21 protein-coding genes are annotated in these 23,645 nt (G+C 60.1%); 16 read left to right on the forward strand and 5 right to left on the reverse strand.

The genetic code is table 11. From position 1 onward, the window contains the following. Window positions 1–294 precede the first annotated feature (294 nt). The 3 genes from AC6FTP_RS17380 to AC6FTP_RS17390 all read left to right on the forward strand — a co-directional run bounded on the left by AC6FTP_RS17380 (window position 295) and on the right by AC6FTP_RS17390 (window position 2,835). Window positions 295–1,221, forward strand: a complete 927-nt coding sequence (locus tag AC6FTP_RS17380) for an alpha/beta hydrolase (protein WP_497208190.1) — start codon at window positions 295–297, stop codon at window positions 1,219–1,221. Window positions 1,222–1,553: 332 nt separating this feature from the next. Next, window positions 1,554–1,913, forward strand: coding sequence for a hypothetical protein (locus AC6FTP_RS17385; protein WP_497208191.1), 360 nt, complete (start codon window positions 1,554–1,556; stop codon window positions 1,911–1,913). A gap of 70 nt (window positions 1,914–1,983) precedes the next feature. Further along, entirely contained in the window at window positions 1,984–2,835 is an 852-nt protein-coding gene (locus AC6FTP_RS17390) for an MBL fold metallo-hydrolase (RefSeq protein WP_497208192.1), read from the forward strand. A 57-nt stretch (window positions 2,836–2,892) separates the two neighbouring features. On the opposite strand, the gene AC6FTP_RS17395 is transcribed toward AC6FTP_RS17390, so the two are convergent. Further along, window positions 2,893–4,254: a Gfo/Idh/MocA family protein gene (locus tag AC6FTP_RS17395; RefSeq protein WP_497208193.1), complete on the reverse strand. Its 1,362-nt coding sequence runs from the start codon at window positions 4,252–4,254 to the stop codon at window positions 2,893–2,895. Between the two features lie 124 nt (window positions 4,255–4,378). Next, window positions 4,379–5,212 carry an EF-hand domain-containing protein gene (locus AC6FTP_RS17400; RefSeq protein WP_497208194.1) on the reverse strand — a complete coding sequence of 278 codons (834 nt, stop codon included), beginning with the start codon at window positions 5,210–5,212 and terminating at the stop codon, window positions 4,379–4,381. Between the two features lie 205 nt (window positions 5,213–5,417). On the opposite strand from AC6FTP_RS17400, the gene AC6FTP_RS17405 reads away from it, so the two are divergent. The 8 genes from AC6FTP_RS17405 to AC6FTP_RS17440 all read left to right on the forward strand — a co-directional run bounded on the left by AC6FTP_RS17405 (window position 5,418) and on the right by AC6FTP_RS17440 (window position 15,576). Next, window positions 5,418–6,419, forward strand: a complete 1,002-nt coding sequence (locus AC6FTP_RS17405) for an AAA family ATPase (protein WP_497208195.1) — start codon at window positions 5,418–5,420, stop codon at window positions 6,417–6,419. Window positions 6,420–6,590: 171 nt separating this feature from the next. After that, on the forward strand, window positions 6,591–7,484 hold the full coding sequence (locus AC6FTP_RS17410; RefSeq protein ID WP_497208196.1) for a DUF58 domain-containing protein: 894 nt from the start codon (window positions 6,591–6,593) through the stop codon (window positions 7,482–7,484). Continuing rightward, on the forward strand, window positions 7,481–9,613 hold the full coding sequence (locus AC6FTP_RS17415) for a BatA domain-containing protein (protein ID WP_497208197.1): 2,133 nt from the start codon (window positions 7,481–7,483) through the stop codon (window positions 9,611–9,613). The genes AC6FTP_RS17410 and AC6FTP_RS17415 overlap by 4 nt, the downstream gene beginning before the upstream one ends. A gap of 13 nt (window positions 9,614–9,626) precedes the next feature. Beyond that, window positions 9,627–11,936 carry a hypothetical protein gene (locus AC6FTP_RS17420; RefSeq protein ID WP_497208198.1) on the forward strand — a complete coding sequence of 770 codons (2,310 nt, stop codon included), beginning with the start codon at window positions 9,627–9,629 and terminating at the stop codon, window positions 11,934–11,936. Between the two features lie 409 nt (window positions 11,937–12,345). Then, the gene (locus AC6FTP_RS17425) at window positions 12,346–13,056 is read left to right on the forward strand and encodes an alpha-2-macroglobulin family protein (protein ID WP_497208199.1); all 711 of its coding nucleotides are present in this window, start codon (window positions 12,346–12,348) and stop codon (window positions 13,054–13,056) included. A 57-nt stretch (window positions 13,057–13,113) separates the two neighbouring features. Then, window positions 13,114–13,647, forward strand: coding sequence for a hypothetical protein (locus AC6FTP_RS17430; RefSeq protein ID WP_497208200.1), 534 nt, complete (start codon window positions 13,114–13,116; stop codon window positions 13,645–13,647). Window positions 13,648–13,661: 14 nt separating this feature from the next. Beyond that, window positions 13,662–14,588 (forward strand): LysM peptidoglycan-binding domain-containing protein, encoded by a 927-nt coding sequence (locus AC6FTP_RS17435; RefSeq protein ID WP_497208201.1) that lies wholly within the window; start codon window positions 13,662–13,664, stop codon window positions 14,586–14,588. Window positions 14,589–14,616: 28 nt separating this feature from the next. Beyond that, the gene (locus AC6FTP_RS17440) at window positions 14,617–15,576 is read left to right on the forward strand and encodes an acetyl-CoA carboxylase carboxyltransferase subunit alpha (protein WP_497208202.1); all 960 of its coding nucleotides are present in this window, start codon (window positions 14,617–14,619) and stop codon (window positions 15,574–15,576) included. A 1-nt stretch (window position 15,577) separates the two neighbouring features. Here the strand turns inward: AC6FTP_RS17440 and AC6FTP_RS17445 are convergent, their stop codons facing one another. After that, on the reverse strand, window positions 15,578–16,171 hold the full coding sequence (locus tag AC6FTP_RS17445; protein ID WP_497208203.1) for an HAD family hydrolase: 594 nt from the start codon (window positions 16,169–16,171) through the stop codon (window positions 15,578–15,580). Window positions 16,172–16,274: 103 nt separating this feature from the next. Between AC6FTP_RS17445 and AC6FTP_RS17450 the strand changes: the two genes are divergently transcribed. Continuing rightward, window positions 16,275–17,597 carry an AI-2E family transporter gene (locus AC6FTP_RS17450; protein WP_497208204.1) on the forward strand — a complete coding sequence of 441 codons (1,323 nt, stop codon included), beginning with the start codon at window positions 16,275–16,277 and terminating at the stop codon, window positions 17,595–17,597. Between the two features lie 44 nt (window positions 17,598–17,641). Here AC6FTP_RS17450 and AC6FTP_RS17455 read toward each other — a convergent pair whose 3' ends face one another. Next, a complete protein-coding gene (locus tag AC6FTP_RS17455) occupies window positions 17,642–18,505 on the reverse strand; it encodes a hypothetical protein (protein ID WP_497208205.1) in 864 nt (287 codons plus the stop codon). A 158-nt stretch (window positions 18,506–18,663) separates the two neighbouring features. On the opposite strand from AC6FTP_RS17455, the gene AC6FTP_RS17460 reads away from it, so the two are divergent. Further along, entirely contained in the window at window positions 18,664–19,314 is a 651-nt protein-coding gene (locus AC6FTP_RS17460) for an ABC transporter ATP-binding protein (RefSeq protein WP_497208206.1), read from the forward strand. Continuing rightward, entirely contained in the window at window positions 19,311–20,486 is a 1,176-nt protein-coding gene (locus AC6FTP_RS17465) for an ABC transporter permease (RefSeq protein ID WP_497208207.1), read from the forward strand. The genes AC6FTP_RS17460 and AC6FTP_RS17465 overlap by 4 nt, the downstream gene beginning before the upstream one ends. Window positions 20,487–20,563: 77 nt before the next feature. Here the strand turns inward: AC6FTP_RS17465 and AC6FTP_RS17470 are convergent, their stop codons facing one another. After that, the gene (locus AC6FTP_RS17470; protein ID WP_497208208.1) at window positions 20,564–21,532 is read right to left on the reverse strand and encodes a carboxylesterase family protein; all 969 of its coding nucleotides are present in this window, start codon (window positions 21,530–21,532) and stop codon (window positions 20,564–20,566) included. A 166-nt stretch (window positions 21,533–21,698) separates the two neighbouring features. On the opposite strand from AC6FTP_RS17470, the gene AC6FTP_RS17475 reads away from it, so the two are divergent. Together AC6FTP_RS17475 and AC6FTP_RS17480 are read left to right on the forward strand one after the other, a co-directional pair. Further along, window positions 21,699–22,985: an NAD(P)/FAD-dependent oxidoreductase gene (locus AC6FTP_RS17475; RefSeq protein ID WP_497208209.1), complete on the forward strand. Its 1,287-nt coding sequence runs from the start codon at window positions 21,699–21,701 to the stop codon at window positions 22,983–22,985. 129 nt (window positions 22,986–23,114) lie between these two features. Next, on the forward strand, window positions 23,115–23,645 hold a 531-nt coding region (locus AC6FTP_RS17480), incomplete at its 3' end, for an acetyl-coenzyme A synthetase N-terminal domain-containing protein (RefSeq protein ID WP_497208210.1).

Below are 23,645 nucleotides of genomic sequence, written 5' to 3' on the forward strand. Positions count from 1 at the left end.
GCTCCTTGCGTGGTTTGATCTTTGCAGTGTCCTTGCCGCGCTTCTCGATCTCAGCCTCCAAGACGCCGGGGCTTGCGCTGGAGGCTTCGGCTTTTTCCGAGTGCCTTCCTCGCTTGTCCTAATTGTGTCCTGCATACCACCGGATGAGGTGTCAACCTCCGGCAATATGGCCTCTATAAACCCTTGATTGTGTGAGCCTTGGGAGACATTCCCTTCGCAAAATGAAGGCTCTATTGTATATGATTGCCAATCGAATCTACGGCAACATGGCGCGGCGAGCCTCGTTCATGGCAAATGCTCCGTGTCATTTTCTGCCTCCTACTTGCATCTACCAGCCTCGGCTTCGCTCAAAACGCGAAGAAGACCAAACCGGCAGCAGAACAGCCTTTCTCGTGGGTTTCACCGATGCAAAACGCCGAGTGGGCGAAGAAGACGCTGCCAGCCACGGTAAAGCACGCGACCTTCAAAAGTGCCTCGATGGGTATCGACGTGGGTTATTACATCTACCTGCCGCCAGGGTATGAAACGAACCAGGCGAAGTATCCGGTGGTGTATCATCTGCATGGCGGGCGACCTGGCGCGGAGAACAAGGCGGTGCGACTCGCCGGCTATGTGGATGCGGCGATCCTGAAGGGCACAATCAAGCCCACGATCTATGTTTTCCCCAATGGCGGCCCGATGAGTTGGTATGACATGCCGGAGATGAAGCAGGGCATGGGCGAAAGCATCTTCGTGAAGGAGCTCGTGCCGCACATCGACGCCACCTATCGCACCTGGGGCACGCGGGAGGGACGTGCGATAGAGGGTTACTCGCAGGGCGGACGCGGGACCACGCGCATCATGTTCAAGCACCCTGAGCTATTTCTTTCCGTGGCTCCCGGCGGCTCAGGTTACGGCCCGGAAAAGCACATTCAAGAGAACAACGGCTACGAGAGTGAGAAGCTGCGCTTCCTGCCGCTCGGCTACAATACCTGGGACATCGCGAAGGTTTTCGCGGAACGCAAAGACCGTCCGGCGCTGAACATCCTCGTCTGGGATGGCACAAAGTGCTTCAACTACGAGCACAACAAGCAGTTCTCGGCTTGCCTGAAGGAGCTGGGCATCGCGCATGAGTTCCTCTCGATCCCCGATGTGTCGCACACTGCCACTGGCAGCTACGACGTGAAAGGCGATGACATCATGCTCCATCACCAGAAGACTTTTGATCAACACCGCCCGTAGTTGTTCGTTTGTGAATCGAATCGACGGCAAGTTTGGGGCTCGATCAGCGTCCGTCGAGCCCATGAAGTTTTACCTTCTCATCCTCCACGGTGTGGCTGTGTCTCGTCACACTCACGGAGGGCTATTGGAAACCCGTGGCGGCGCTGTCGAAGCCCGGTGTGATTCATCAACCTGCCATCGCGGCTGATGGCGCGGGCGTTTGGTGTTTTGGGGACAGGTGAATGCCAAAGACGTCATAACGTTGCTGGCGCGACGGTTTGAGGAAGCGGGTGCTGATGCCGAAGGCCGTCTGGGGCGTGGCAGGAGGTGCGGCCGGGGCCTAAAAAAAACGTGTGGTCAGAGGCCATGCGTATCTCCACGAATCGAGAAGGTGGCAACTGGGAACCGCGTCTTGCTACCACATCGCCACGCGCACCTCGTTTGGCGGCGGGTATGTCGAGGACTTCACCCGTGAGGGAAACATCGCTGGCGTCAAAGCCCGCTGCACCTGTGCGGCCAGGGACAAGATCTTTGTCGAACTCAGTAGCGGAGATCATCTCATGGGAGAGGACATCGAGCCGAATGCGAAGTGCGTGAGCCAAACCTGGACCGACAGTGAGCCGCTGAAGGGAGAAAACCGTTATTACCTCCGCATCGAGCAAAGCGACGGCAACATGACTTGGTCATCGCCGCTTTGGATCACATTGAAGTAGCTTGTCGGGAAGAGAAAGTCAGCAAAATCCTCTCTTGCCCGCCGCCGGGGTGACGCTAAAGGCGTGAGATATGGTGCGACTCACAGTTCTCGGCAGCGGCAGTTCAGGCAACTGCGCGGTCGTGTCCACAGAGCACACGACTTTGCTCGTGGATGCGGGCCTGAGTGCGAAGCAGATCTGCCTGCGGCTGGAGGCTGCGGGGTTTTCACTGGAGAAGATCGATGGCATCCTGCTGACGCATGAGCATCAGGACCACACCGGTGGTCTGGAGGTGCTGAGTGGTAAGCGCGACCTTCGTTTGTACGCGACAGCACTGACGCAAGAGGCCGTGCAGGGCAGTCTGAAACTACGCGGCAAGCCGGGCTGGAAGGTCATGACGACGGGCAGTGCTTTTGATCTTCAAGACCTGCGCGTGGAGTGCTTTCCTGTGCCGCACGATGCCGTGGACCCCGTAGGCTTTGTGATTGCAGATCAGGAGTCGCGCCTCGGTGTGTTGAGCGATGTGGGCTACGTGACCAACCTGATCAAGGACCGCCTGCGCACGAGCGACAGTCTTTTCATCGAGGCCAACTACGATGCACAACTGCTCGATGCGGACACGAAGCGCCCGTGGGCGACAAAACAACGCATCAGCTCGCGGCACGGGCACCTTTCCAACGATCAGGCGGCAGAGTTGTTGGAATCCATCGCTCATCCCGACCTGCATCATGTGGTGCTCGGCCATCTGAGTGATGACTGCAATGATCCTGACCGCGTGGTGAAGCGCATGCAGGAGTCGCTGCATCGGGTAGGAGTCAAAGAGACGCGCGTGCTTTGTGCCGAGCGGCATCAACTCACACCAACGGTCGAGGTGGCCAGGAAGCGTGTGACCATTTCGTTGAGCATCAGCGCAGAGACACCGCAGCAGTTGGCGCTTTTTTAAAACAAAGCGGGCACCCTTTTCAGGATGCCCGCGAGAGGATTCGCCTGTTCAGGAGACTCAAGCTTCGAGCTTCCATGAGCCGCGATACTCGCGCCCGAGGAGCTTGGAGGCTTCGGCATCACCAATGATTTCTTCCTTCACGGGGTCCCACTTGATGGGGCGGTTCACGAGGAAGGAAATGAGGGCGAGGTGGCCAGGAGTCGCACTGCGATGAGCAGTCTCCACCGGGGTGACGGTGGGCTGGCGGGATTTCACGCAGTCGAGGAAGTTCCGGTGATGGCCGGGGGTGGCATAGAGGCGTGTTTTGATCACGTCGTCGCCGAGCTTCGGAGCTTTGGCTGCTTCGATGACTTTGTCGCCTTCGCGCTTTTTGATGATCTGCTTCAGCTCGGGTTTCGAGGCATCGTAGCTGCCGCGATTCACATGCACCCAGCCATCAGTGCCGATCCACTTCGTACCCATGGCGATGTCGCCATGACCTCCGGCAATGACCATGGTGATGTCTCCGGCATAGGTGGCCTCGGCGCGGTATTTGGTGGCGGTGTTCCAGATGTCGGTGCGGGGTGGCATGTCGAACTGAACGGGCTTCACCTCACTCGGACCGGAGCTGTCCATATCCATGCCCCAATGGGCGATGTCGCAATGGTGGCCGATCCAGTCGAGGAGCTGGCCGCCGCCGATGTTGTAGTCCCAGCGCCAGTTTTTGTGCACGCGGCACTCGATGTAGTCCTGCATGGCCGCAGGGCCGATCCACATTTCATAATCCAGCTCAGCAGGTGGCGGAGTGACGCTGCGCTTGTCGCCGGTTTTGGCGAAGTCGTTGTGGCCGGCGGGCAGGCCAACTTCCACACGGGTGAGTTTGCCGATGAGGCCGTTGCGGACGACTTCGGCACCGATGCGGAAGTTGTCTTCACTTCTCTGCCAGGAACCAGTCTGCCAGATGCGACCATTCTTTTGCACGGCACGGACGATGGCCTGCTGCTCGGCGATGGTGCGGGCGAGGGGCTTTTCGCCATAGATGTCCTTGCCGTTCTTCGCAGCCTCGATGGAGGTGAGGGCGTGCCAGTTGTCAGGCAGGGCGAGCATGACGGTGTCGATGTCCTTGCGCGCCATGACCTCGCGGTAGTCGTGGTAGCCTTTGCAGTCGCTGTTTTTGTAAGCGCCATTGATGGTGCCGAGGGCCTTTTCGAGATTGCGTTTGTCGATGTCGCAGGCGGCGACGATCTGGCAGTCGGCTTCCTGGAGAAATTTACCGGTGTTGCCAGGCCCCATCATCCCCCAGCCGAGCACGGCCATGGTGATCTTATTGGACGGGGCATTTTGCCCGAAGACGGAAGCCGGAACGATGGTGGGGAAGCCGATGGCGACGGCTGACTTGGCGAGGAACTGACGGCGACTGGTATAGGGGACTTTTTTCATGGAGGAGGCAAGGTTTTAGCCAGGAATGGGAAGCTCTGTCGAGATAAAATCGGGGCATGAAAAAGGCGGGACTCTTTTCAGAATCCCGCCCCATGTAAATGAGCAGCGCAGGCGGTGCTCAGGCTCAGGCCGGATCTTTTTTCGGGGCTTCGCCTTCAGCTTCTGGACGTGGACGTCCGGTGCCGCCTTCAGTCGGTGGACGACGGAATCCGCCCTCACCACCTTCACCACCAGGACGGCGGAAGCCGCCGGGGCCACCAGGAGCGCCACCACCAGGACCACCGGGGCCGCGCATCATGTTGCGCATGCGCTCCATGCCTGCCTTCATTTCGTCTTTAGAAACTTTGCCGTCGGTGTTTTCATCCATGCGGCCAAAGCGCGTTTCGATCTCCTGTTTGGAGAATTCGACATACTCTTCTTTGTCCACATTGCCGTCGGCGTTCTTATCCATGCGACCGAAGATTTCATCAAGATTGACCCCTTGGCCTCCGGGACCTCCAGGGCCACCAGGACCACCGGGGCGCTGACCTTCGGGAGGCATCGGACGATCACCTTCAGGGCGAGGAACCGGACGGTCACCCTCGGGTTTGGGTGCTGGTCGTTCACCTTCAGGACTGCCTCCTGGCGGACGACGGAAGCCGCCGCTGCCGCTCTCACCGCCGGGGCGGCGCATGCCTTCGCGGAGACGTTCGCCGATCTGGCCCATCTCGGTGGAATCCACGAAACCATCGGCATTGCCGTCCATCTTGGAGAAACGATCGCCTGAGTCGCGCTTGGAGAATTCATTAAACTCCTCCAGGCTGATCTTGCCATCGGTGTTGGTGTCAGCGCGTTTGAGAAACTCGGCGATGCGGCTGCCGCCGCCTTCACCTTTCGGTGCGCCGTCTTGAGCGACAGCGATGCAGGTGCTCAGCGTGAGGATGCCGAGGCTTGTGAGGATTTGTTGGGTGGTTTTCATATGAGGGATCTCGTCGTGGGTTGGGACCGACAGGCCGGTTCAACAACGACTGCCAGCAAAGGTTTCAAAGAATGACACCAAGGAAATTGCAACGATGGCGGCTCTCATCGTAAATCAGTTTAAAGAACCCCGTGAAGAGTGGAAAGAACCCTGCTTAACTGGCCGTGTTCACGCCTTCACTTTCCGCTTCTCCCAAACCCCTCCCATGTCCGACACCGCCGCCGCTGCTGCCCTCGTTACCGGTTTCAACAAACTCAAAGCCGCTCTGAGCAAGCGAATCGTCGGGCAGGATGCCGTGATCGAGCAGGTCTTTATCGCCATTGCCGCCGGTGGACACAGCCTGCTGGAAGGTGTGCCAGGGCTGGCGAAGACCTTGCTCGTGAAGTCCCTCGCGGACGCCATGCACCTCGGCTTCCGCCGTATCCAGTTCACGCCTGACCTCATGCCAGCTGACATCACTGGCACAGAGATCATCCAGGAAGACGCCGAAACAGGACGCCGGAAGCTCGTCTTCCAACACGGGCCGATCTTTTCCCAGATCATCCTCGCCGACGAAATCAACCGCACGCCGCCGAAGACCCAAGCCGCACTGCTCGAAGCGATGCAGGAGAAGCACGTCACCGTCGGCCAGACGACCTATGAGCTGCCAAAGCCCTTCTTTGTGCTCGCCACGCAGAACCCCATCGAGCAAGAAGGTACCTACCCGCTGCCTGAAGCGCAAAAAGACCGCTTCCTTTTCCTGATCAGGGTCGATTACCCCAGCCGTGAGGAAGAGCGCGAAATCGTGGCCCGCACCACCGGCGGAGCCCAAGAAGAAATCGAGGCCGTCATCACCGCCGAGGAACTCCAAGCCGCGCAGCAACTCGCCCGCAAAGTGCCTGTGCCTGATCACGTCACCGACTTCGTGCTCGACCTCGTCCGCGCCACCCGCCCGAACGAAGCCGATGCCCTGCCCTATGTGAAGGAGATGCTGAGCTGGGGAGCCGGACCTCGTGCCAGCCAGATGCTCGTGCTCGCCGGCAAAGTCCGCGCGTTGCTTCACAATCGCACCCACGTCACCACCGACGACATCGAAGCCCTTGCCGCTCCCGCTTTGCGCCACCGTTTGGTGCCAACCTTCCACGCCGAAGCCGAAGGCATCACGGTGGACATGATCGTCGCCGAACTGATCAAGAAGGTGAAGAAAGCGGAAGCTCGGGTGCTGTAAGTAATGACGAATGAGTAAGCTCAAATGACGAAATAAACCCGAATGCCAAAGCTCGAAGAAACTCCAGTCGTGCTCAACTTCGTCATTCGGTTTTCGTCATTTCTTCGTCATTCGGATTTCGTCATTCATCATTCCCCCATTGCCCACTCCCACAGCTTGTAATCCATCCAAGTGGCCTCCATCTCCTCCATCCTCGAAGCCGAAGACATCACGAGTCTGCACAACTTGCAGCTCTTCGCGCGCACCGTGGTGGAGGGCTTCACGACGGGGCATCACACCTCTCCGCACAAGGGTTTCAGCGTCGAGTTCCGCCAGCACCGGCCCTATGTGCAGGGCGATGACATCCGCCGACTCGACTGGAAGATCTTTGGCCGTGCCGACCGCTTCTACATCCGCGAATACGATGAAGAGACGAACCTCCGCGCCACCATCGTGCTCGATGCCAGTGGCAGCATGGGCTACCGCGGCACGAAGGGCGTGCAGAAGTTCGACTACGCCCGCAAGCTCGCCGCCGCCATGGCCTACCTGCTCATGAGCCAGCAGGACGCCGTCGGCCTCATTACCTTTGATACCAAGCTGCGCGAGTTCATCCCAAACCGCACCAAGATCACCCATCTCCATCATCTGCTGGAGACCATGATCAAAACCGAGCCGGGCAACGAGACCTCGCTCGCTCCTGTCCTCGAATCGCTCGCCCAGCGCCTGAAGCGTCGCGGGCTCGTCATCCTCATCAGCGACTTCTTCGATGATCCCGCTGCCATTCTGAAAGCCATCGGCGTGCTGCGCAAACAAGGCCACGAGATCATCGCCATGCAGCTCTGGGACCGTGACGAGATCGAGTTCCCCTTCGGCCAGTGGTCGCGTTTTGAGAACTTGGAGAAGGACGACGACTTCCTCCTCCTCGACCCCGCCGCCGTCCGCCTACGCTACCTCGAAGTCCAACGAGCCTTCCAAGAGCAGCTCAAAGAAGGCTTTCGCAAACACCAAGTCGATTACCTCCCCCTGCCGACCGATGAACCTCATGCAGCGGCATTGAGGAGCTATCTGGCACTGAGAATGCGATGACCTTCCTCAACGCCATCCTCCTCGCGGGCGCTGCGGCCTTTCTCATCCCGCTCCTGATTCACCTGCTGAACAAGCGCAAGGTACAGACCGTGCGCTGGGGGGCCATGCATCTGCTTCAGGAAGTGATCCGGCAGCGGAAGCGGAAGTGGAAGATCGAGCAATGGCTGCTACTGGCGGTGCGCATCGCCATTCCCATCGTGCTGGCGCTGTGTCTGGCGCGTCCGGTGCTCACGGCCCTGCGTGCCTTTGGGCTGGGGAAAACCTCGCTGGTGATGCTGCTGGATGATTCCTTCTCCATGCGTGCTCCGGCGGCGGGTGGATCACCAGCAGATCGGGCTCGGCAGGATCTTTCGCGAATGCTGGAAGTGCAGCCGAAGGGCAGCGACGTGCAGATCGTCCTGGCTGGCGGCAACTCGCGGAAGCTCCTCGACCAATCCACCACCTCTCTCGATCTGCTGCCGAAACAACTCGCCGACGTCCCGACCCAGGCCGGACCGGTGAAAGTGAACGACGCCCTGCAAACCGCCGCAGCCTCTCTTTCCAAAGCCACCAACGGTGCTCGTGAGCTCGCCATCGTGTCTGACTTCCAGGCCAGCGATTGGCAAAGCGTGGCCGATGGCGCAGCGCTTCCCGCTTTGGAAACCTTGCTCAAACAAGAGCCAAAGCCGCAGGTGACCTTCTACCGACTCGCGAGCGACCTCACCGAGAATCTCAGCATCGCCAGCGCTGACCTCTCGGCACTCGTCGTGGCAGAAAAGCAGCCCGTCGGACTGCGTGTGCGCATTCAAAATCATGGCAAAAGGCCCTGGCAGGATGTCGCCGTGCATTTGGAGGCCGATGGAGCCCGCCTCCGGACTTCGCGGGTTAGTTTGCCACCGGAGGGCGAAGCCGTGATCGCCTTCACCCATGCCTTTGATGCCGTGGGCGATCACTCGTTGTCCGTCCGCATTGAGGGTGACAGCTTCGCCGACGACAACGCCTTCTACTCCGTCGTTCAGGTGCGCAACCAACTGAACGTCCTGCTCGTCGATGGCGATCCCAGCGCTGCCCCACTCGAAGGTGCCGCCGACTTCCTGGAGCTGGCACTCACGCCTTATCAAGCCGCTGAAAACACCACGCTCAAAGACCTCATCCGCATCACCAAGATCGAAGCCCGCCGTTTCCGCGATGAAGACCTGAAAGGCAAAGAAGTCGTCATCCTCGCCGACCTGGATCGCCTGCAAGGCAACCGTCTCAATGACCTCGACAAGTTCGTGAAGGCAGGCGGCGGACTCATTGTCTTCGCTGGGCCACATGGCGACCTGGATTGGTACAGCCGCGACTTCTTCCGCAAAGGAGAGGGCCTCTTCCCCGCCAATATCAAAGGCCTGCAACGAGCCACCACCGCCGCGCCTGCACGACTGCTCCAGCAGCGCCTCACGCATCCCGCCACCATCTACTTCAATGACGCCCGCGGCGGACGCCTGCAAGACGCCGAGTTCCAGAGCTGGTGGGAGTTTGAAGCCAGCGCCAAGGCCAAGCCCATCCTGCAACTGGACCGCGGCACACCGCTCTTCATCGAAAAAGCGCACGAGCGAGGCCGCGTCATCGCCGCTGCCACCACGGCCGATGCCGAGTGGACGAATCTGCCGCTTCAGCCCTTCTTCGTGCCGCTCATGCAGCGCCTCGTCACTTATCTGGCCACGCAAAGCACCATCAGCGCCTGGGATCAGGTCGGCGCACCGCTGCGCGTCGTCATGGGCAAAGAACGCATCGGCGTGGAATACACCCTGCGCGATCCCACCGGACAGACCGAGACCATCAAAGTCCGCGCCGATGCCGACAAGTCCCTACTCGAATCCAAGCCCATCGCCGCACCTGGCATCTACAAACTCACCCAAGGTTCCGAAAACCGTCTGCTCGCCTACAATCTCGATCCCGCCGAGTCGAACCTCGCCCCGCTCGCGGCTGACAAGGTCCAAGCCCTCTCCGAAAGGTATGATGCCTCGTTTGTGGACAGCATCGACTCCTGGCAAAAGCTCGACCGCACGCGTCGCCATGGCAGTGAGCTTTGGCAGCCGTTTTTGATCGGCCTGATCGGCCTCCTCTTCCTCGAAGTCCTCCTCCAGCAGCGCATTGCCAAAGGTTAATCTCATTTCATTCATGACCCCCACGACCGAAACCACCCTCCGCTTCGCCGGTGACTATCCTGTCATCGGAGTCTGGGTGCTCGCATTCGGACTGGCAGCGGCGATGTGGTTCCTTTATCGACGTGAGATGAAGTTCCTGTCGGGACCACTCGCCTGGGTGCCTGCGGCTTGCCGGACAGCGGCGGTGTTTATTCTCGTGCTGGCTTTGTCAGGCCCGACGCTCCGTCGTGAGACGACTCAACGCCAGCTCGGGCGCGTCGTGCTCGCGGTAGATACCTCGGCGAGCATGAAGCTCGAAGACGATGCCTCCGACAAGAAGAACGCCTCGTCTGATTCGCGCCTCACTCGTGCAGAAAAGATCCTCCTCGGCGGCACAACGCCGCTTTTGAAAAAGCTCACCGAAACGCAGGACGTGGAACTCGTGCTGCTGCGTGGCCAGCAGACGCAGCGCACTTGGTGGCATCGTCAGCAGGGGAAGGACACTTCGGGCGATCTGCCGACCTCTCTCCAGACGCAAGCCGATGCTCCAATCACGAATCTCGACTCGGCTTTGCGCGATGCCCTCGGCCCTGTGTCGCCCGGCACCGCGCTCGTCGTGCTCACGGACGGCCAGCACAATGGTCCGGGCTCGCCGGAAGAGTTCGCCACGACGATGAAGCAGGCGAACACGCCCGTGTTCACCGTCGGCTTCGGCACCGAGGTGCCACCGCTGGACCTCAGCGTCATCAATGTCATCACCGCCGAGTCCGTCTTCAGTGAGGAGAACCTCCAGGGCCGCGTCATCGTCATGGACTCGCTTCCCGCAGGCACTCCCGCACAGGTCCGGGTCAGCAGTGCTGGGAAGCTGCTTTGGGAGCAAAATTTCACGGGCGAAGGCAAAGGTGAGCGCCGTTTCGACTTCGCCTTCCCGGTCAAAGCACTCCCACCCGCACCTGCCACGGAACGCGATAAAACTCTCCGCCTGCTCAACGTCCAAGTCGCCGTGCAAGGCGACCGCGCGAACACCGAAAAGACCCGAGCCAACAACAGCCGCGAGATCGCGCTGCATCTGCTGACAAAGAAGCGCAAAGCCCTCATCCTCGATGGCCGCCCGCGCTGGGAGACGCGCTACATTCACAACCACTTCGACCGTGACGAGCGCTGGGAGGCAAAGGTCATCTTCGACAACTACGCTGCCAAACCCGAGGACGGCTCCCTCCGGAAGGACTTCCCGAAATCACGCGAGGAACTCCTTAGCTACGACCTCATCCTGCTCGGCGATGTCGCCGCCTCTCGCTTTGATTCATTGCACCTCGACTGGCTCGTCGAGTTCGTCGAGAAACGCGGCGGCGGTCTCGTGCTGATTGATGGCGTGCGCGGAGGTTTAAAAGACTGGGCCAAAGGCCGCACTGCCGGTTTGATTCCGGTGAACTGGCCTGCGAATCCCGCCACCGCCAAAGCCTACACCTGGCAGCTCACCACCGATGGAGAGCGTCAGCCGGGCCTGCGCCTCAGCGACAGCCCGAGTGCGAACATGACCCTCTGGCCGACCTTGCCGGAGATGACCTGGGCGGCGCATGTGACTTCCCTGCCCGGTTCCCAAATCTTGGCCGAACTGAAAAGCGGCAGCGCCACCACTCCAGGCATGATCTTCCGCCAGGTCGGAGCCGGTGCCGTGCTCTATCTCGCCTCCGATGACCTGTGGCGGTGGCGCTTCCAGGTGGCGGATCTTTATCACCAGCGGCTCTGGATGCAGATGGCCGCATGGATCGCTGCGCCGCCCTTCCAAGCGGAGGATCAGAAGCTCTCCATCGGCACCGACAGGCTCCGCTACACGCCCGGCGAGCAAAGCGAGATCCGCGTGCGTGTCCGCAATGCCAAAGGCGAACTCGTCAGCGATGCCGAGCCTCGCGCCTTCCTGCTGCTCGATGGCAAAGAGATCGCCTCTCTCCAACTCGAAGCCGACCCGACGCACTTCGGGATCTACCGCGCCCAGACGCCACCTTTGAAAGCCGGAGCCTACGAGATCGCCGTCGCCGAAAGCGCCTCCGCCACGCGCAGCGACCTGCGCCTTTCCCTCCGCGTCGCCGATGCGGGCAATCCCGAGTGGGCCACGCTGACGATGAACCGCCCGCTGCTCGAAGCCATGGCCAATGCCAGCGGCGGCCGTTTCCTCCGCGAAGAACAAGCCGCCACCGAGCTGCCAAACCTCCTCCAATCCATCGACCGAAAGCAAGTCACCGTGAAGGAGACGCTTCTCTGGTCGAGCTGGTGGTGGTTCGGTGCCGCGATCCTGCTGCTCACCATCGAGTGGCTCATGCGGAAGCGCCTGAAGCTCGTCTGAGTTTGGCGTTGGCGACGATTCGTCGCCCATCCTTCAGCCTTTGTCACGCCACGTTCCTTCGCATGGCGATGCAGACTTCCACTGAACGCCCCAAGGCCACGCCTTGTCTCCCGTCCTGCCTTCTGGTAAACCCGCTCCGTGGCTATGAAAAACCTCCCCTGGCTCCCCGCCCTCCTCCTCGCCGTGCTTCTCCCCACCCTCAGCCACGCTCAAACCGCTGCCGAGTCCCTGGCCCAGGTGAAAAAGCTCTCCGAGCAAGGCAACCACCGCGAAGCCGCCGACATCGGGAAGGCCGCGCTGGCGAAACCGGATGCGACGGGGGAACTGCTGGGGGCCACAACGTATGCGCTAAGGAGCTTGGGCGAGCACATGGAGGAAGTGGAAGCTATCGAGTCAGCAGTTCGGACTCATGCGCAAATCCGCGCCGAAGCAGACGGTCGAATTGCTCGTCGATGGCAAATCGCAAACAAAGGTGGAGATCACGAAGGAGAACCTGTTCACCTTCAACGGCAGCTTCGTCATCGAAGCCGACGCTTTGACCACCGGCAAGCACACGATCGAGCTACGCAAGCTGGGCGAATCCCCTCTCTATGCGAATGCCTACCTGACCGTCTTTTCCAAAGAAGACATGATCCCAGCCGCTGGGCTGGAGGTGAAGGCGCGGCGGAAGTTTTACAAGCTCATCGAAGAGAAACCTGACCAGCAAGTGGCAGGCTCACGCGGCCAGGTCGTGACTCAGCGCGGACTCAAATACCGTCGCGAGGAGATCGCCACCGATGCGCCGATCAAGAGCGGCGATCTGATCGAGGTGGAACTGAGTATCGAGAGCAAGAACGACTACGAGTATGTGCTGATCGAAGACATGAAGCCCGCCGGATTCGAGCCCGTGGAAGTGCAGAGCGGCTGGAGTTACGAGGGCTTGGCGAGCTACAAAGAATTCCGCGACGAGAAGGTCGACTTCTTTGCTGAGCGCCTGCCCCGAGGCACCCACAACCTCAGCTACCGTGTCAAAGCCGAGATTCCCGGCCGCTTCAGCGCCCTGCCGACCAAGGTCGAGGCGATGTATGCCCCGGAACTGAAAGGCAACTCCGATGAATGGAAGGCGCGGATCGAGGAGTGAATCCCCCCAGCAAAAACTGCTAGCCCCCGCCCCCACCCCGCCTACGCTCGTGTCCACATGCCAAGCCAATACGACATCGAATACGCCGTGGAGAACACTCAGGTTCTCCATGAGCCGGATCGACGCATCGACACTTTCGGAACCACCCGCTTCGAGTTTCAACTCGTGACGGAGTTGATGGATGAGATCAACACCACCCGCATCCGCACCGGTCAGATCACGGCGGAAAAGCCGCTCATCCTCCGCCCGGACCCGGAGTCGGTGGCAAACTTCGACTTCGACGGCTTCGGACCCCAGGGGCAAGCTTTCGGTGACTTCCTCAAGGAGAATCTGCACCGCCTGGCCATGCTGAAATATGGCTTCCGCTTCCAGATGCAGGACATGCAGGAGGAGATCGTCCACGAATCCATGGGCGAAGTCTGTGACAAGCTTCTGGCCGACATCCGCCGCACGGGCAACCCGATGCGCGCCGTGATCAGCGGCGTGGATGAAACCTGGGAGATCAGCCTGCTGAAATTCACGGTCGAGATGATCGAAAAATCCCAGAAGATCAACCTGTTCGACTTTAAACGTCGCGGCCTTCTGGGCTGACGCCTGACACCCGAATGGCCAAGACGCAGCTCAAGCTTCTGCTCTTCCTCATCGTCCTGGGAATCACCCTGGGCAGCATGGCGACGGCGTACTACATTTACGACAAGATCCTCCAGCCCGAGAAGGCCATCCAGGCCGGGATGAAAAAGACCGACATGCCGCGCATCGACCCTGGGGCTAAACGCTTCGAGGTGGCCGTGGAGCAGATCAAGCAGGGGCGCATCAATGAGGGGCGTGAACTGCTCAACAAGCTGCTCCAGCAGTTCCCCGACTCGGCCACTTGTGCCGAAGCGAAGCGCATCATCGGAGAGATCAATCTGGACGAGCTTTACTCCATCAATCACAAGGTCGGAAAGAAAGACTACATCGTTCAGCCTGGAGACTCGTTGGCACTCATCGCCTCGAAACAAGGCACGAACATGGACATGCTTGTGCGTTTGAATGGCCTGATGGGGATTACCCTCCAGCCGGGAGATCATCTCACGCTCGTGCCGCTGGATTTTTCCGTCGTCGTGGATGTCTCTGACAAGACAGTGACGCTCCGCCGCAAATCCGGTGACAAAGAATACTTCTTCAAAGAATACCGTGCCGTGGATCTGCGCCTGCCGCCGAGCATGAAGGTGCCTGCGGAGATGGAGATCAAAGGCAAGTCTGCCGTATCAGATGGCAAGTCGGTGCTGTCCACCGATCCTCGCTATGTCGATGCTGAGAAGTGGCTGCCCGGCAGTCGTGCGGGCGTGGTATTGCGCACGCCGCCGGTGGCCAAAGCCATCCCCGTCGTCGTCCCTGAACCAGAGGCGAAATCCAAGAAATCTGACACGTCGGCGGCGGCAGACCTCATTGAGGTCGCTCCAGATACCGGGGTCTTTTTAGACCGTGCCGACCTCGAAGAACTGTTTGCGCTCGTCCGCAACAGCTCAAAACTCTACTTTATCCGTTAAGCCAGCCCACCCATCCCTTTCCCTGCCTATGAAACAAGTTTTGGAATTCGAAAAACCCGTCGTCAAACTCCGCGAAGAAATCGAGGAGGCGAAGAAGAAGCTCGCCAGCAAACCCAGCGACAAGCTTGCCAGCCAGATCACCGAACTGGAAAAGAAGGCTGATGCCCTCCAGCGCGACATCCACACCAATCTCAACCCATGGCAGCGCGTGCAAATCTCCCGACACATCAACCGGCCCTTCATGCTGGATTACGTGAAGCATTGCTGCGACGAATTCATCGAGGTCCATGGTGACCGCCACGTGGGTGATGACCACGCCATGCCCGCCGGCTTTGCCATCTGGGGCGGAAAGAAGGTCGTCGTCATCGGTCATCAAAAGGGCCGCGACACCAAGGAAAACCTCCTCCGCAACTTCGGCAGCGCCCATCCCGAAGGTTACCGCAAGGCCCTGCGCGTGATGCGTCTCGCCGAGAAGTTCGGCCTGCCCATCGTCACATTGATCGACACCCCCGGTGCTTTCCCCGGCATCGGCGCTGAGGAGCGCAACATCGCTGAAGCCATCGCCTTCAATCTGCGCGAGATGATGCTGCTGCGCACGCCAGTCGTTGCTGTAGTCATCGGCGAAGGCGGCAGCGGTGGCGCACTCGGCATCGGCATTGCCGACCGCGTGCTCATGATGGAGAACGCCTACTATTCGGTCATCAGCCCTGAAGGTTGTGCAGCCATTCTTTGGAAGCATCGCGAACATGCTCCAGAAGCGGCATCGGCACTGAAACTCAGCGCCCAGGACCTCTCCCAGCTCGGCGTGATCGACGGCATCGTCCCCGAGCCACTCGGCGGAGCCCACAACGATCATGAGACCGCCGCGTCATCACTGAAAGACGCCGTAGTCGCAGCGATCACGCATCTGGAAAAGCTCCCCACCGCGCAGTTGCTCGAAGAGCGCTACCAGAAGTTCCGCGCGCTCGGCAAGTACACGGAGAACTGATTTATCTCATCGTGCGGGGAACGAAGACCCACTTCATCCCCGCAGCCTCTGCTGCGTCAATGCCGGACTGCCCGTCCTCCAGAACGAGGCAGTCTTCAGGGGCGATTCCCATGCGTTCGGCAGCCAGCAGAAACATGTCCGGCGCTGGCTTACCACGCGCGACGAGACGCGGCGTGATGATGATGTCATCGAAGAGGTGCAGCAGATCATTCGCCGAAAGGCAGCCGCGCACGATGTGCTCCTCGCTGCCCGAGGCCACTGACATGGGCAGCTTTCCGTACATGGAGCGCGCGTAGTCTGCCACCGGTCGCACTACGGAGACCTGGGGGATCATTTGGGCAAAAAGCTCCGCCTTGAAGTCCGCCACGGAATCGGGGTCCACTTGCGTGCCGTATTCGGCATTCAGCAGCTTCACCACATCCTGCTCACGCACTCCAGCCTTCGAGTAGAAGTAGTCCTCTGTGAAATCAAAGGGCGCTGCATGGTGATTCAGCGAAGCGACCCAGGCGCGATAATGCAGCGGCATGGAGTCCACGAGCGTGCCGTCGCAGTCGAAAATCAGGGCGCGGAAAGGATGATCTGGAATCTGGAGCATGTGAGCAGGCGGTTACAACATGAGGTAAAAATTGCAATTCTCATCCGGTGCGTATCTGGCTAGAACCGGCGCGCGCGAATGTCCGCGCTCCCACTCTCTCCCCATGAAAAATCTCCCGACTGCTTTTCAAAGGAACGCGCTCTGGACCGCCGTGACCGCACTCTCGCTGACCGTGATTGGTGCGCTCGCCATCGGCTTCATTTACCTCGGCACTCAGATCCTCGGCTTTCTTCAGCCAATCCTCGTCCCCTTCGCTGTGGCTGCCGTGCTAGCCTACCTACTGGAGCCCGGCGTGGCCTGGCTGGAACGACGTGGTTTGAAGCGGCAGCCATCCGTCCTGCTCGCCTTCGTCGTTTTCTCACTCGCCTTAGCGGGACTCGGCTGGTGGATTCTGCCCAAGATCGCGGATCAAACGGCGAACCTCGCCAAAAAAGTCCCCGGCTACACGGTGAAGGCACGCACAGCCGTGCTCGATTTCGCAGCCAAGGTGGAGACCGACTACGGAATCACTCTCATACCTCACACATCCACGGACCCCGCACCCGTCATTACAGAGCCAGTTCCGCCACTCACCCCACCCAGCACAGCCCCCCTGGATGCCGCCGAGAGCAGCTTCGACATCGACTTCAAAACGCTGCTCACAGGTGACTGGGTGCAGACCACCCTGCCGACTGTGCTGCGCAATGTGAGCAAATTCATCGGCTCCAGCGTCGGTGGTTTCCTTGGTGTGTTTGGCTTCATGTTGAGCTTCATCATTGTGCCGCTCTATCTCTATTATTTCCTGATCGAGAGCGCGAAGATCAAACAGCAATGGTCGGACTACCTGCCCCTGCGAGCGAGTGCCTTTAAAGATGAGCTCGTGGCCTGCCTGACGGAGATCAATAGCTACCTCGTCGCCTTCTTCCGTGGCCAGCTCTTCGTCAGCGTGATCAATGGCCTCGCCACCGGTGCCGGACTGATGATCATCGGTCTCGACTTCGGATTGCTGATCGGTCTCGCCCTCTGCATCGCGGGCATCATTCCCTACCTCGGCATCGCCATGTGCTGGATTCCTGCGGTGATTATCGGGGCTGTTCAGGGTGGCAGCGCCCTCATTCCTGGCGACCCCTGGTGGGCGCTGCCATTGGCGGTGACGGTCATCTTCATCATCGTCCAGCAGATCGACGGTCTCTTCATCACACCTCGTATCGTGGGAGAGGCCGTGGGCCTGCATCCCATGACCGTGATCGCCAGCGTGCTCGTCTGGGCGCTGCTTCTCGGCGGTCTCCTTGGTGCGATCCTTGCCGTGCCGATGACAGCAAGTGTGAAGGTGCTCTTTCAGCGCTACATCTGGCGCGCGAGACTCGCTCCGCAGACCGTGGGTGGAGCGAAGACCGTGGAACTCAAGCCTGCATCTGAAGGCGAAAAAAACCCGCCCAAGCAATAGCCGGGCGGGTAGTTGGTCATGAAAAATCTACCGGGGGCAATACGTCACCAGCGGAGACGACCACCCGCTTTGAAGCCTCGTGATTGATCCCCGAAATCAGCCCCGATGTTCAGGTCAAACAGTGGCATCACGCGGAAGTAACCGCCGACATCGAACACCTTCGAATTGTAATCGTCTGTGCTCGCCACCGACACGCCAGCCTGCACTTCCATCCAGTCCAGGACCTGATATCGCAGGCTTGGGCGGACATAGATGCCGCCATCGGTGTAGCTCTTGTTTACGCCATCCGCCTGGAAGTTGGCATACACGAGACCGACCTCGCCGACGAAATGCAGCTTTTGCGTGATCGGCATGTAAGCTCCCCCACCGATGGTGATCGTGGAGAGATTATAGTCCGCATTGGCGGCTCCCCTGGCGGTCTGCTCTCCACTGCCGCTGTTCCAAGTGAAGGAACCTTTGAGGAAGAAGATGGTCGGCAGATCCATGACCAGCGCCACGCCAAGACCGTGACTGCCATTCATCTCGCTGTCCTTCGGATCAGTGAAGCGGTAGAAGGCTTCCACATACTTGTAGTTCAGCATTGAGGGACTCGTGCCACCCATGCTTTGCTGCACCGTACTGCCCCAGGCATTGGTCTGCGCTGGCTGCTGATAGCCATAATTGGCATAAGGATCTGCCATCGTTGGCCCTGCATAGGGGGAGCCAACCGTCGGGGCGGATAGCGTCGGCGACATCCCAGTGTAAGCAGTGTTAGAATATCCCATGCTCGGTGGTGGGGTCGGCGGCATGGGCGGAGCGGGCATCGTCGGTGCGCCGAGACCAGAGCCAGCAGCAGGATAACCCTGCCCGAAAACAGACGTAGCACAGGCGCTGATAGCCAGAGCAAGGAGCAGAGAAGTGGTTTTCATGAGATTTCTAGCAATACGCTGATTATTTGGATAAGTTAAATAATTCCTTAATAGAGCCAAACCTTCAAGTCTTTTTCATTCCTTCTAACTTTTCGACTCATTTTCACCCCCTGAGCGCTTTGGATTCGTCATTCCCGTGCTATTCCCCCAGCCCCGCCATGTCCGGCATCATCGTCTCCGACCTCCAATTTGCCTATCCCGGCAGCCCCTTCCGGCTGCGCGTGGATGACTTGTTCGTGGACTCGGGAGGTTCCTTTGCCCTGCTCGGCCCCAGCGGTGCAGGTAAAACGACCCTGCTGCGCCTGATGTCAGGCCTGCTCGCTCCCGAGAAAGGCGAGGTCCGTCTGGGCGATACCACCCTCACCGGCATGTCCGAGGCCAAACGCCGCGCCTTCCGCCTCAGCGAAGTCGGCCTCGTCTTCCAGGATTTTGCTTTGCTCGACTACCTCACCGTGGAGGAAAACATCCTTCTGCCCCAGCGCTTCGGCATCGCCAAACCAGCCTCCTCTTCCGCGGCTGATCTCGCCGAGCGTCTCGAAATCACCCCGCACTGGAAGAAGCTTGCTGGACAGCTTTCCCAGGGCGAGCGTCAGCGTGTCGCCATCGCTCGTGCACTCGCCCACGGACCGCGTTTCTTGTTCGCCGACGAGCCCACTGCGTCTCTCGATGCCACCCGCCGGGAGGTCGTGATGGACCTTTTGCTCGACTACACTCGGAGCACCGGAGCCTGTCTTGTCATGGTCACCCATGACACCGACCTCATCCCGCGCTTCCCCAACCATGCCCGCGTGGAGGACTTCACCGCATGATCGGCCCCTGCCTCCAGCTCGCTTGGCGTTATGTTGCCCGGCATCGTTTGCAGACGCTCCTGCTCGCGGGAGCCTTGGCGCTCGTTATCTCGCTTCCGCTTTGCCTGAGGGTGCTAGTGCAGGCCACCGAGGCCGCCATGCATGACCGCGCCGTCTCCACGCCCCAGCTTCTCGGCGCTCGCGGCAGTGCGCTGGATCTCATGCTCTCGGCGCTTTATTTTAAAAAGCAGCCCCTCCCCGCCATCGAGATGAAGCATCTCGACGACCTCCGCGCCGCCGATCTCGGCGCCGCCATCCCGCTCGATGTCCGCTACCATGCCCAGGGCGCACCCATCGTCGGCACTGAGATCGAGTACTTCGCCTTCCGCCGCCTCCGCCTCGACCAGGGGAAAATGATCACCCGATTGGGCGATTGCGTGCTCGGCGCGCGACTCGCTGCCCAGCGTGGCCTGAAGCCCGGCGACGCCATCTTTTCCACCCAGGAGCAGGTCTTCGACATGGCCGGCGTCTATCCCTTAAAGATGCGCATCACCGGCGTGCTCACCGCCAACGGCACGCCCGATGACGACGCCGTCTTCGTCGATCTCAAAACCGTCTGGCTCATCTCCGGCCTCGCCCACGGGCATGACGACGTCGCCGCCACGCAGGACGCCGTGCTAAAAAAGGAGGGCGACAACACCGTCGCCAATGCCAGCGTGCGCATGTTCCACGAAGTCACCGACCGCAACCTCGACAGCTTCCACTTCCATGGCGATACCGGCGCGTATCAGGCCAGCGCCATCGTCATCGTCCCGCGCGATGCCAAGTCCGAGGCCCTGCTCGCCGGGCGTTATTTGAAGAGCACCCTACCCGTCCAGCTCATCCGCCCGAGCGAGGAATTCGAGGCCCTCATGAGCACCCTCTTTCAGATGCAAAACCTCGCCCTCAGCGTGCTCGCCATCACGCTGGGAGCCGCGCTCGCCATCGCCGCGCTCGTGTTTGCGCTCTCCTTCCGCCTCCGCCGGAGAGAATTCACCACCCTCGGCGACCTCGGCATCTCCCCCAGTGCCCTCGCCCTCACCAAGCTCCTCGAAATCACCCTCGTCGGCAGCGCCGGGCTCCTCATCGCCCTCGCCATCACCGCCCTCGTGCAGGCGAATGCACAGACCTGGGTGAGGTTGTTGTTGGCTTGATGGCATTCCATTCCCGATCCCAAGACTGGCAAAATGATGCCAGCTAGAATGATGTTCAGAACATCATTTACCCATCATTATTCTACCTTCTCCACCGGCGCGAGACGCTGCTCGAAGAGCCAGCGGTGGAGTTCGGGCATGGGGTAAACGATGCCTGTCAGGCTGTGGCCGACGCCGGGGAATTCGGTGTATTTCATCACGAGACCTCCGGCGGCTTTGACGGCCTCCACGGGAACGCGATCACGCTCCACGGGCACCATGGGATCTTGGTCGCCATGGAAGACCCACATGGGGACGTTCTTCAGCACGTCGGCCTTTTTGGGATCACCGCCGCCGCAGAGAGGCACGCCGGCGGCGAAGACGTTGGGATACTTCGCGCAGAGACTCCAGGTGCCAAAGCCGCCCATGCTGCTGCCGGTGAGGTAGAGACGCTTCAGATCAATCGGCAGCTTGCTCGTGAGATCGGCGATCAGCGCCATCAGGTTGTCAGCCACCTGTTTGTTCCAGCCGATGTCTGCGTCTGGGCACTGCGGAGCGATCATGAAGCAGGGATTCGCCGCCTGATGCTCGGCATTGGTGAAAATACCCGTCGGGCCGCCCATCTGAGCTTGGTTGTCACTGCCGCTCTGGCCGGAACCATGCAGCCAGATCACGAGCGGATAGCGCTGCGTGCCGTCCCATTTTGGATCGCCATAGATCTGGTAATTCAGCCCCTGCTTCGACACCGCTTTCACAAAAGCACCTGTGATCTTTTCCGCATACGGCCCCTTGGTGATGCCCTCATCCAGGCTGCGTTCATAAACCAGTCCGGCCACGAAAGCCTGATCTTCCGCGCTGAACTTATCCACCGGCACCTTCATGATCTGAAAGTCCGTCATGCGCTTGATCTTGATCTCCTTACTGTCGAAATCCAGCAGCTCCGCCTTGAGTTCGCGTCCATCAGATGACTTCCACGAGCGGATGATTTTAGGCTTGTCCGCACCTTCGCAGTCCACGGTCAGAAGTGTGGCAAAGATCAGGCAGGAAAGGAAAAGAGTCGGGCGCATGGCATCAGTCTAGGAGCCGTGGTGATCCCGGATCAAGCCGAATCCCTCCGTGATACGATCAATCCTGAGCCCTCGGCGACTCGCAGCAACCCAGGAAAAATCTTCGACAAAGCATGCGCTGCCTTGCGGGATGGCGTGGGACTTCTATTCTGGCAGACTGATCATCATGAAAATCGCCCAGAAACCTTATCGCGTCGGCATCGTGGGTGCCGGCCCCGCTGGAGCCACCCTTGCCGCCTTGCTGGCCAAGGAGGGCGTGGACGCCGTGTTCTTTGATGATGGCAAGCGCCCGGACATGGTCGTCGGTGAGTCGCTGATTCCCCGCCTCGTCACCGTCTTCCGCCGCATGGGCATCGAGGACGAGGTGGCGAAGCTCGGCACCTACAAGCCCGGCGTGACCTGGATCTTTGATGAAAACGACGCGCTGGAGCTTTCCTTCACCGCCATGCGCGGTGTCCTGCCCACCTACGCCTACAATGTCCCGCGTCGTCCCTTCGACGACCTCATTCATGAGAGCGCGATCAAAGCTGGCGCCCGCTTCATCCCCTGCACGGTGAAGCTGCAAACTGGACTCACCGAGCGCGGTGAAGTCGTCCCTCAGCTCGCCCCCGAGACGCTCGCCCTCGTCCCTGACTGGAATGGCAGGCAGCCCGACCTCCTGGTGGATGCCAGTGGCCGCCGCCGCCTGTTTGCCAAGCTGCTTGGCCTCACGGCGAAGATCGGCAAGCGCAAGGACATCTCCCACTTCGCCCATTATGAGAACTGCATGATGCCAAAGCCAGCCGGGCAGACCATCATCACCCGCCTGAAACACGGCTGGTGCTGGCGCATCCCGCTGCTGCACGCGCTCTCCATCGGCATCGTCGTCGATAAAGAACACGCGAAGAACTATGGCAGCACCGCCGAGGAGCAGCTTGAGGCGATGATCGATCAAAACAAGCCGCTGGCCGAAGCCTGCTCCGAGCGCAAACGCATCACGCCCGTCACGACGTATGCGAACTATCAGCTCATCTCCGATCAAGGACATGGCGAGGGCTGGGTCAGCGTCGGCGATGCCTTCGGCTTCGTCGATCCCATGCTCTCCCCCGGTCTCTGCATGGCCATGACCTCCGCCGAGCAGCTCGCCGATGCCATCATGCAAAACCGCCCCACCGGCTGGGATGGCGCTTTCCACGCCTACCTCGACTGGTTCCGCGAGCAGCTCGTGGCCTGGCAGGAGCTCGTGGACATCTTTTATGGTGGGCAGATCTTCGCGCTCCAGCGCACCGGCACCGAGATGTCCCGCCGCTTCCCCGGCAAGTTCAGCGACATCATGCAGCGTCACTTTGAGAAGAACATCTCCGGCATGGCGGGCGGCGGCCTCACCACGCATCCGTACAGCCGGAATCTCCTCCGCTTCATGACCCGCTTCGGCATCTATGGTCACGAGCCTGCCGACTTCGCGGTCGTGTAGAAGCATCGCCTGATTTTGCGCGAACAGACCTGCGGGTGCAGCAAAGAACCATACTCCGTGATTGCCAGACGGAGTTCTCTGCATGTAGCCTCCGCCTCCTCGCGTTTATTCCGCCCCCTTTTCCCCACCATGAGCCAAAAGAAAGCCGCCAAACCCGCCCCGAAGAAAGCTGCCAAGCCTGCTGCGAAACCCGCCGCCAAGGCTGCCCCCAAGGCACCCAGCAAGAACCAGTCTCTCATGACCGAGAACCGGCTTTTCAAGCCTGACGCGGCCTTTGCCAAGAAGGCCCGCGTGAGCTCGCTGGCTCAGTACAAGAAGATGTATGAGGAATCGATCAAACATCCCGACAAGTTCTTCGGTCGCGAGGCGAAGGAACTGCTCTGGAGCAAGCCTTTCACCAAGGTGCTCGACTGGAAATGCCCGAACGCGAAGTGGTTCGTCGGCGGCAAACTGAACGTGAGTGAGAACTGCCTGGACCGTCATCTGGACGGCCCGCGCAAGTCGAAGGCCGCCATCATCTGGGAAGGCGAACCCGGCGAGAAGCGCGTGATCACCTACCAGCAGCTCCACCGCGATGTCTGCCGCTTTGCCAACGTGCTGAAGCGCCACAAGGTGAAGAAGGGCGACCGCGTCATCATTTACATGCCGATGGTGCCTGAG

The organism is Prosthecobacter sp., assembly GCF_044378005.1.
Lineage (GTDB): Bacteria > Verrucomicrobiota > Verrucomicrobiia > Verrucomicrobiales > Verrucomicrobiaceae > Prosthecobacter.

Coding starts and splice junctions, on each gene's coding strand:
- AC6FTP_RS17400 (WP_497208194.1), bottom strand. CDS start 5,212: ATGAAAACCACCCAACAAATCCTCACAAGCCTCGGCATCCTCACGCTG.
- AC6FTP_RS17395 (WP_497208193.1), bottom strand. CDS start 4,254: ATGAAAAAAGTCCCCTATACCAGTCGCCGTCAGTTCCTCGCCAAGTCA.
- AC6FTP_RS17465 (WP_497208207.1), top strand. CDS start 19,311: ATGATCGGCCCCTGCCTCCAGCTCGCTTGGCGTTATGTTGCCCGGCAT.
- AC6FTP_RS17425 (WP_497208199.1), top strand. CDS start 12,346: ATGCGCAAATCCGCGCCGAAGCAGACGGTCGAATTGCTCGTCGATGGC.
- AC6FTP_RS17475 (WP_497208209.1), top strand. CDS start 21,699: ATGAAAATCGCCCAGAAACCTTATCGCGTCGGCATCGTGGGTGCCGGC.
- AC6FTP_RS17460 (WP_497208206.1), top strand. CDS start 18,664: ATGTCCGGCATCATCGTCTCCGACCTCCAATTTGCCTATCCCGGCAGC.
- AC6FTP_RS17440 (WP_497208202.1), top strand. CDS start 14,617: ATGAAACAAGTTTTGGAATTCGAAAAACCCGTCGTCAAACTCCGCGAA.
- AC6FTP_RS17470 (WP_497208208.1), bottom strand. CDS start 21,532: ATGCGCCCGACTCTTTTCCTTTCCTGCCTGATCTTTGCCACACTTCTG.
- AC6FTP_RS17430 (WP_497208200.1), top strand. CDS start 13,114: ATGCCAAGCCAATACGACATCGAATACGCCGTGGAGAACACTCAGGTT.
- AC6FTP_RS17380 (WP_497208190.1), top strand. CDS start 295: ATGCTCCGTGTCATTTTCTGCCTCCTACTTGCATCTACCAGCCTCGGC.
- AC6FTP_RS17405 (WP_497208195.1), top strand. CDS start 5,418: ATGTCCGACACCGCCGCCGCTGCTGCCCTCGTTACCGGTTTCAACAAA.
- AC6FTP_RS17415 (WP_497208197.1), top strand. CDS start 7,481: ATGACCTTCCTCAACGCCATCCTCCTCGCGGGCGCTGCGGCCTTTCTC.
- AC6FTP_RS17420 (WP_497208198.1), top strand. CDS start 9,627: ATGACCCCCACGACCGAAACCACCCTCCGCTTCGCCGGTGACTATCCT.
- AC6FTP_RS17445 (WP_497208203.1), bottom strand. CDS start 16,171: ATGCTCCAGATTCCAGATCATCCTTTCCGCGCCCTGATTTTCGACTGC.
- AC6FTP_RS17455 (WP_497208205.1), bottom strand. CDS start 18,505: ATGAAAACCACTTCTCTGCTCCTTGCTCTGGCTATCAGCGCCTGTGCT.
- AC6FTP_RS17390 (WP_497208192.1), top strand. CDS start 1,984: ATGGTGCGACTCACAGTTCTCGGCAGCGGCAGTTCAGGCAACTGCGCG.
- AC6FTP_RS17435 (WP_497208201.1), top strand. CDS start 13,662: ATGGCCAAGACGCAGCTCAAGCTTCTGCTCTTCCTCATCGTCCTGGGA.
- AC6FTP_RS17450 (WP_497208204.1), top strand. CDS start 16,275: ATGAAAAATCTCCCGACTGCTTTTCAAAGGAACGCGCTCTGGACCGCC.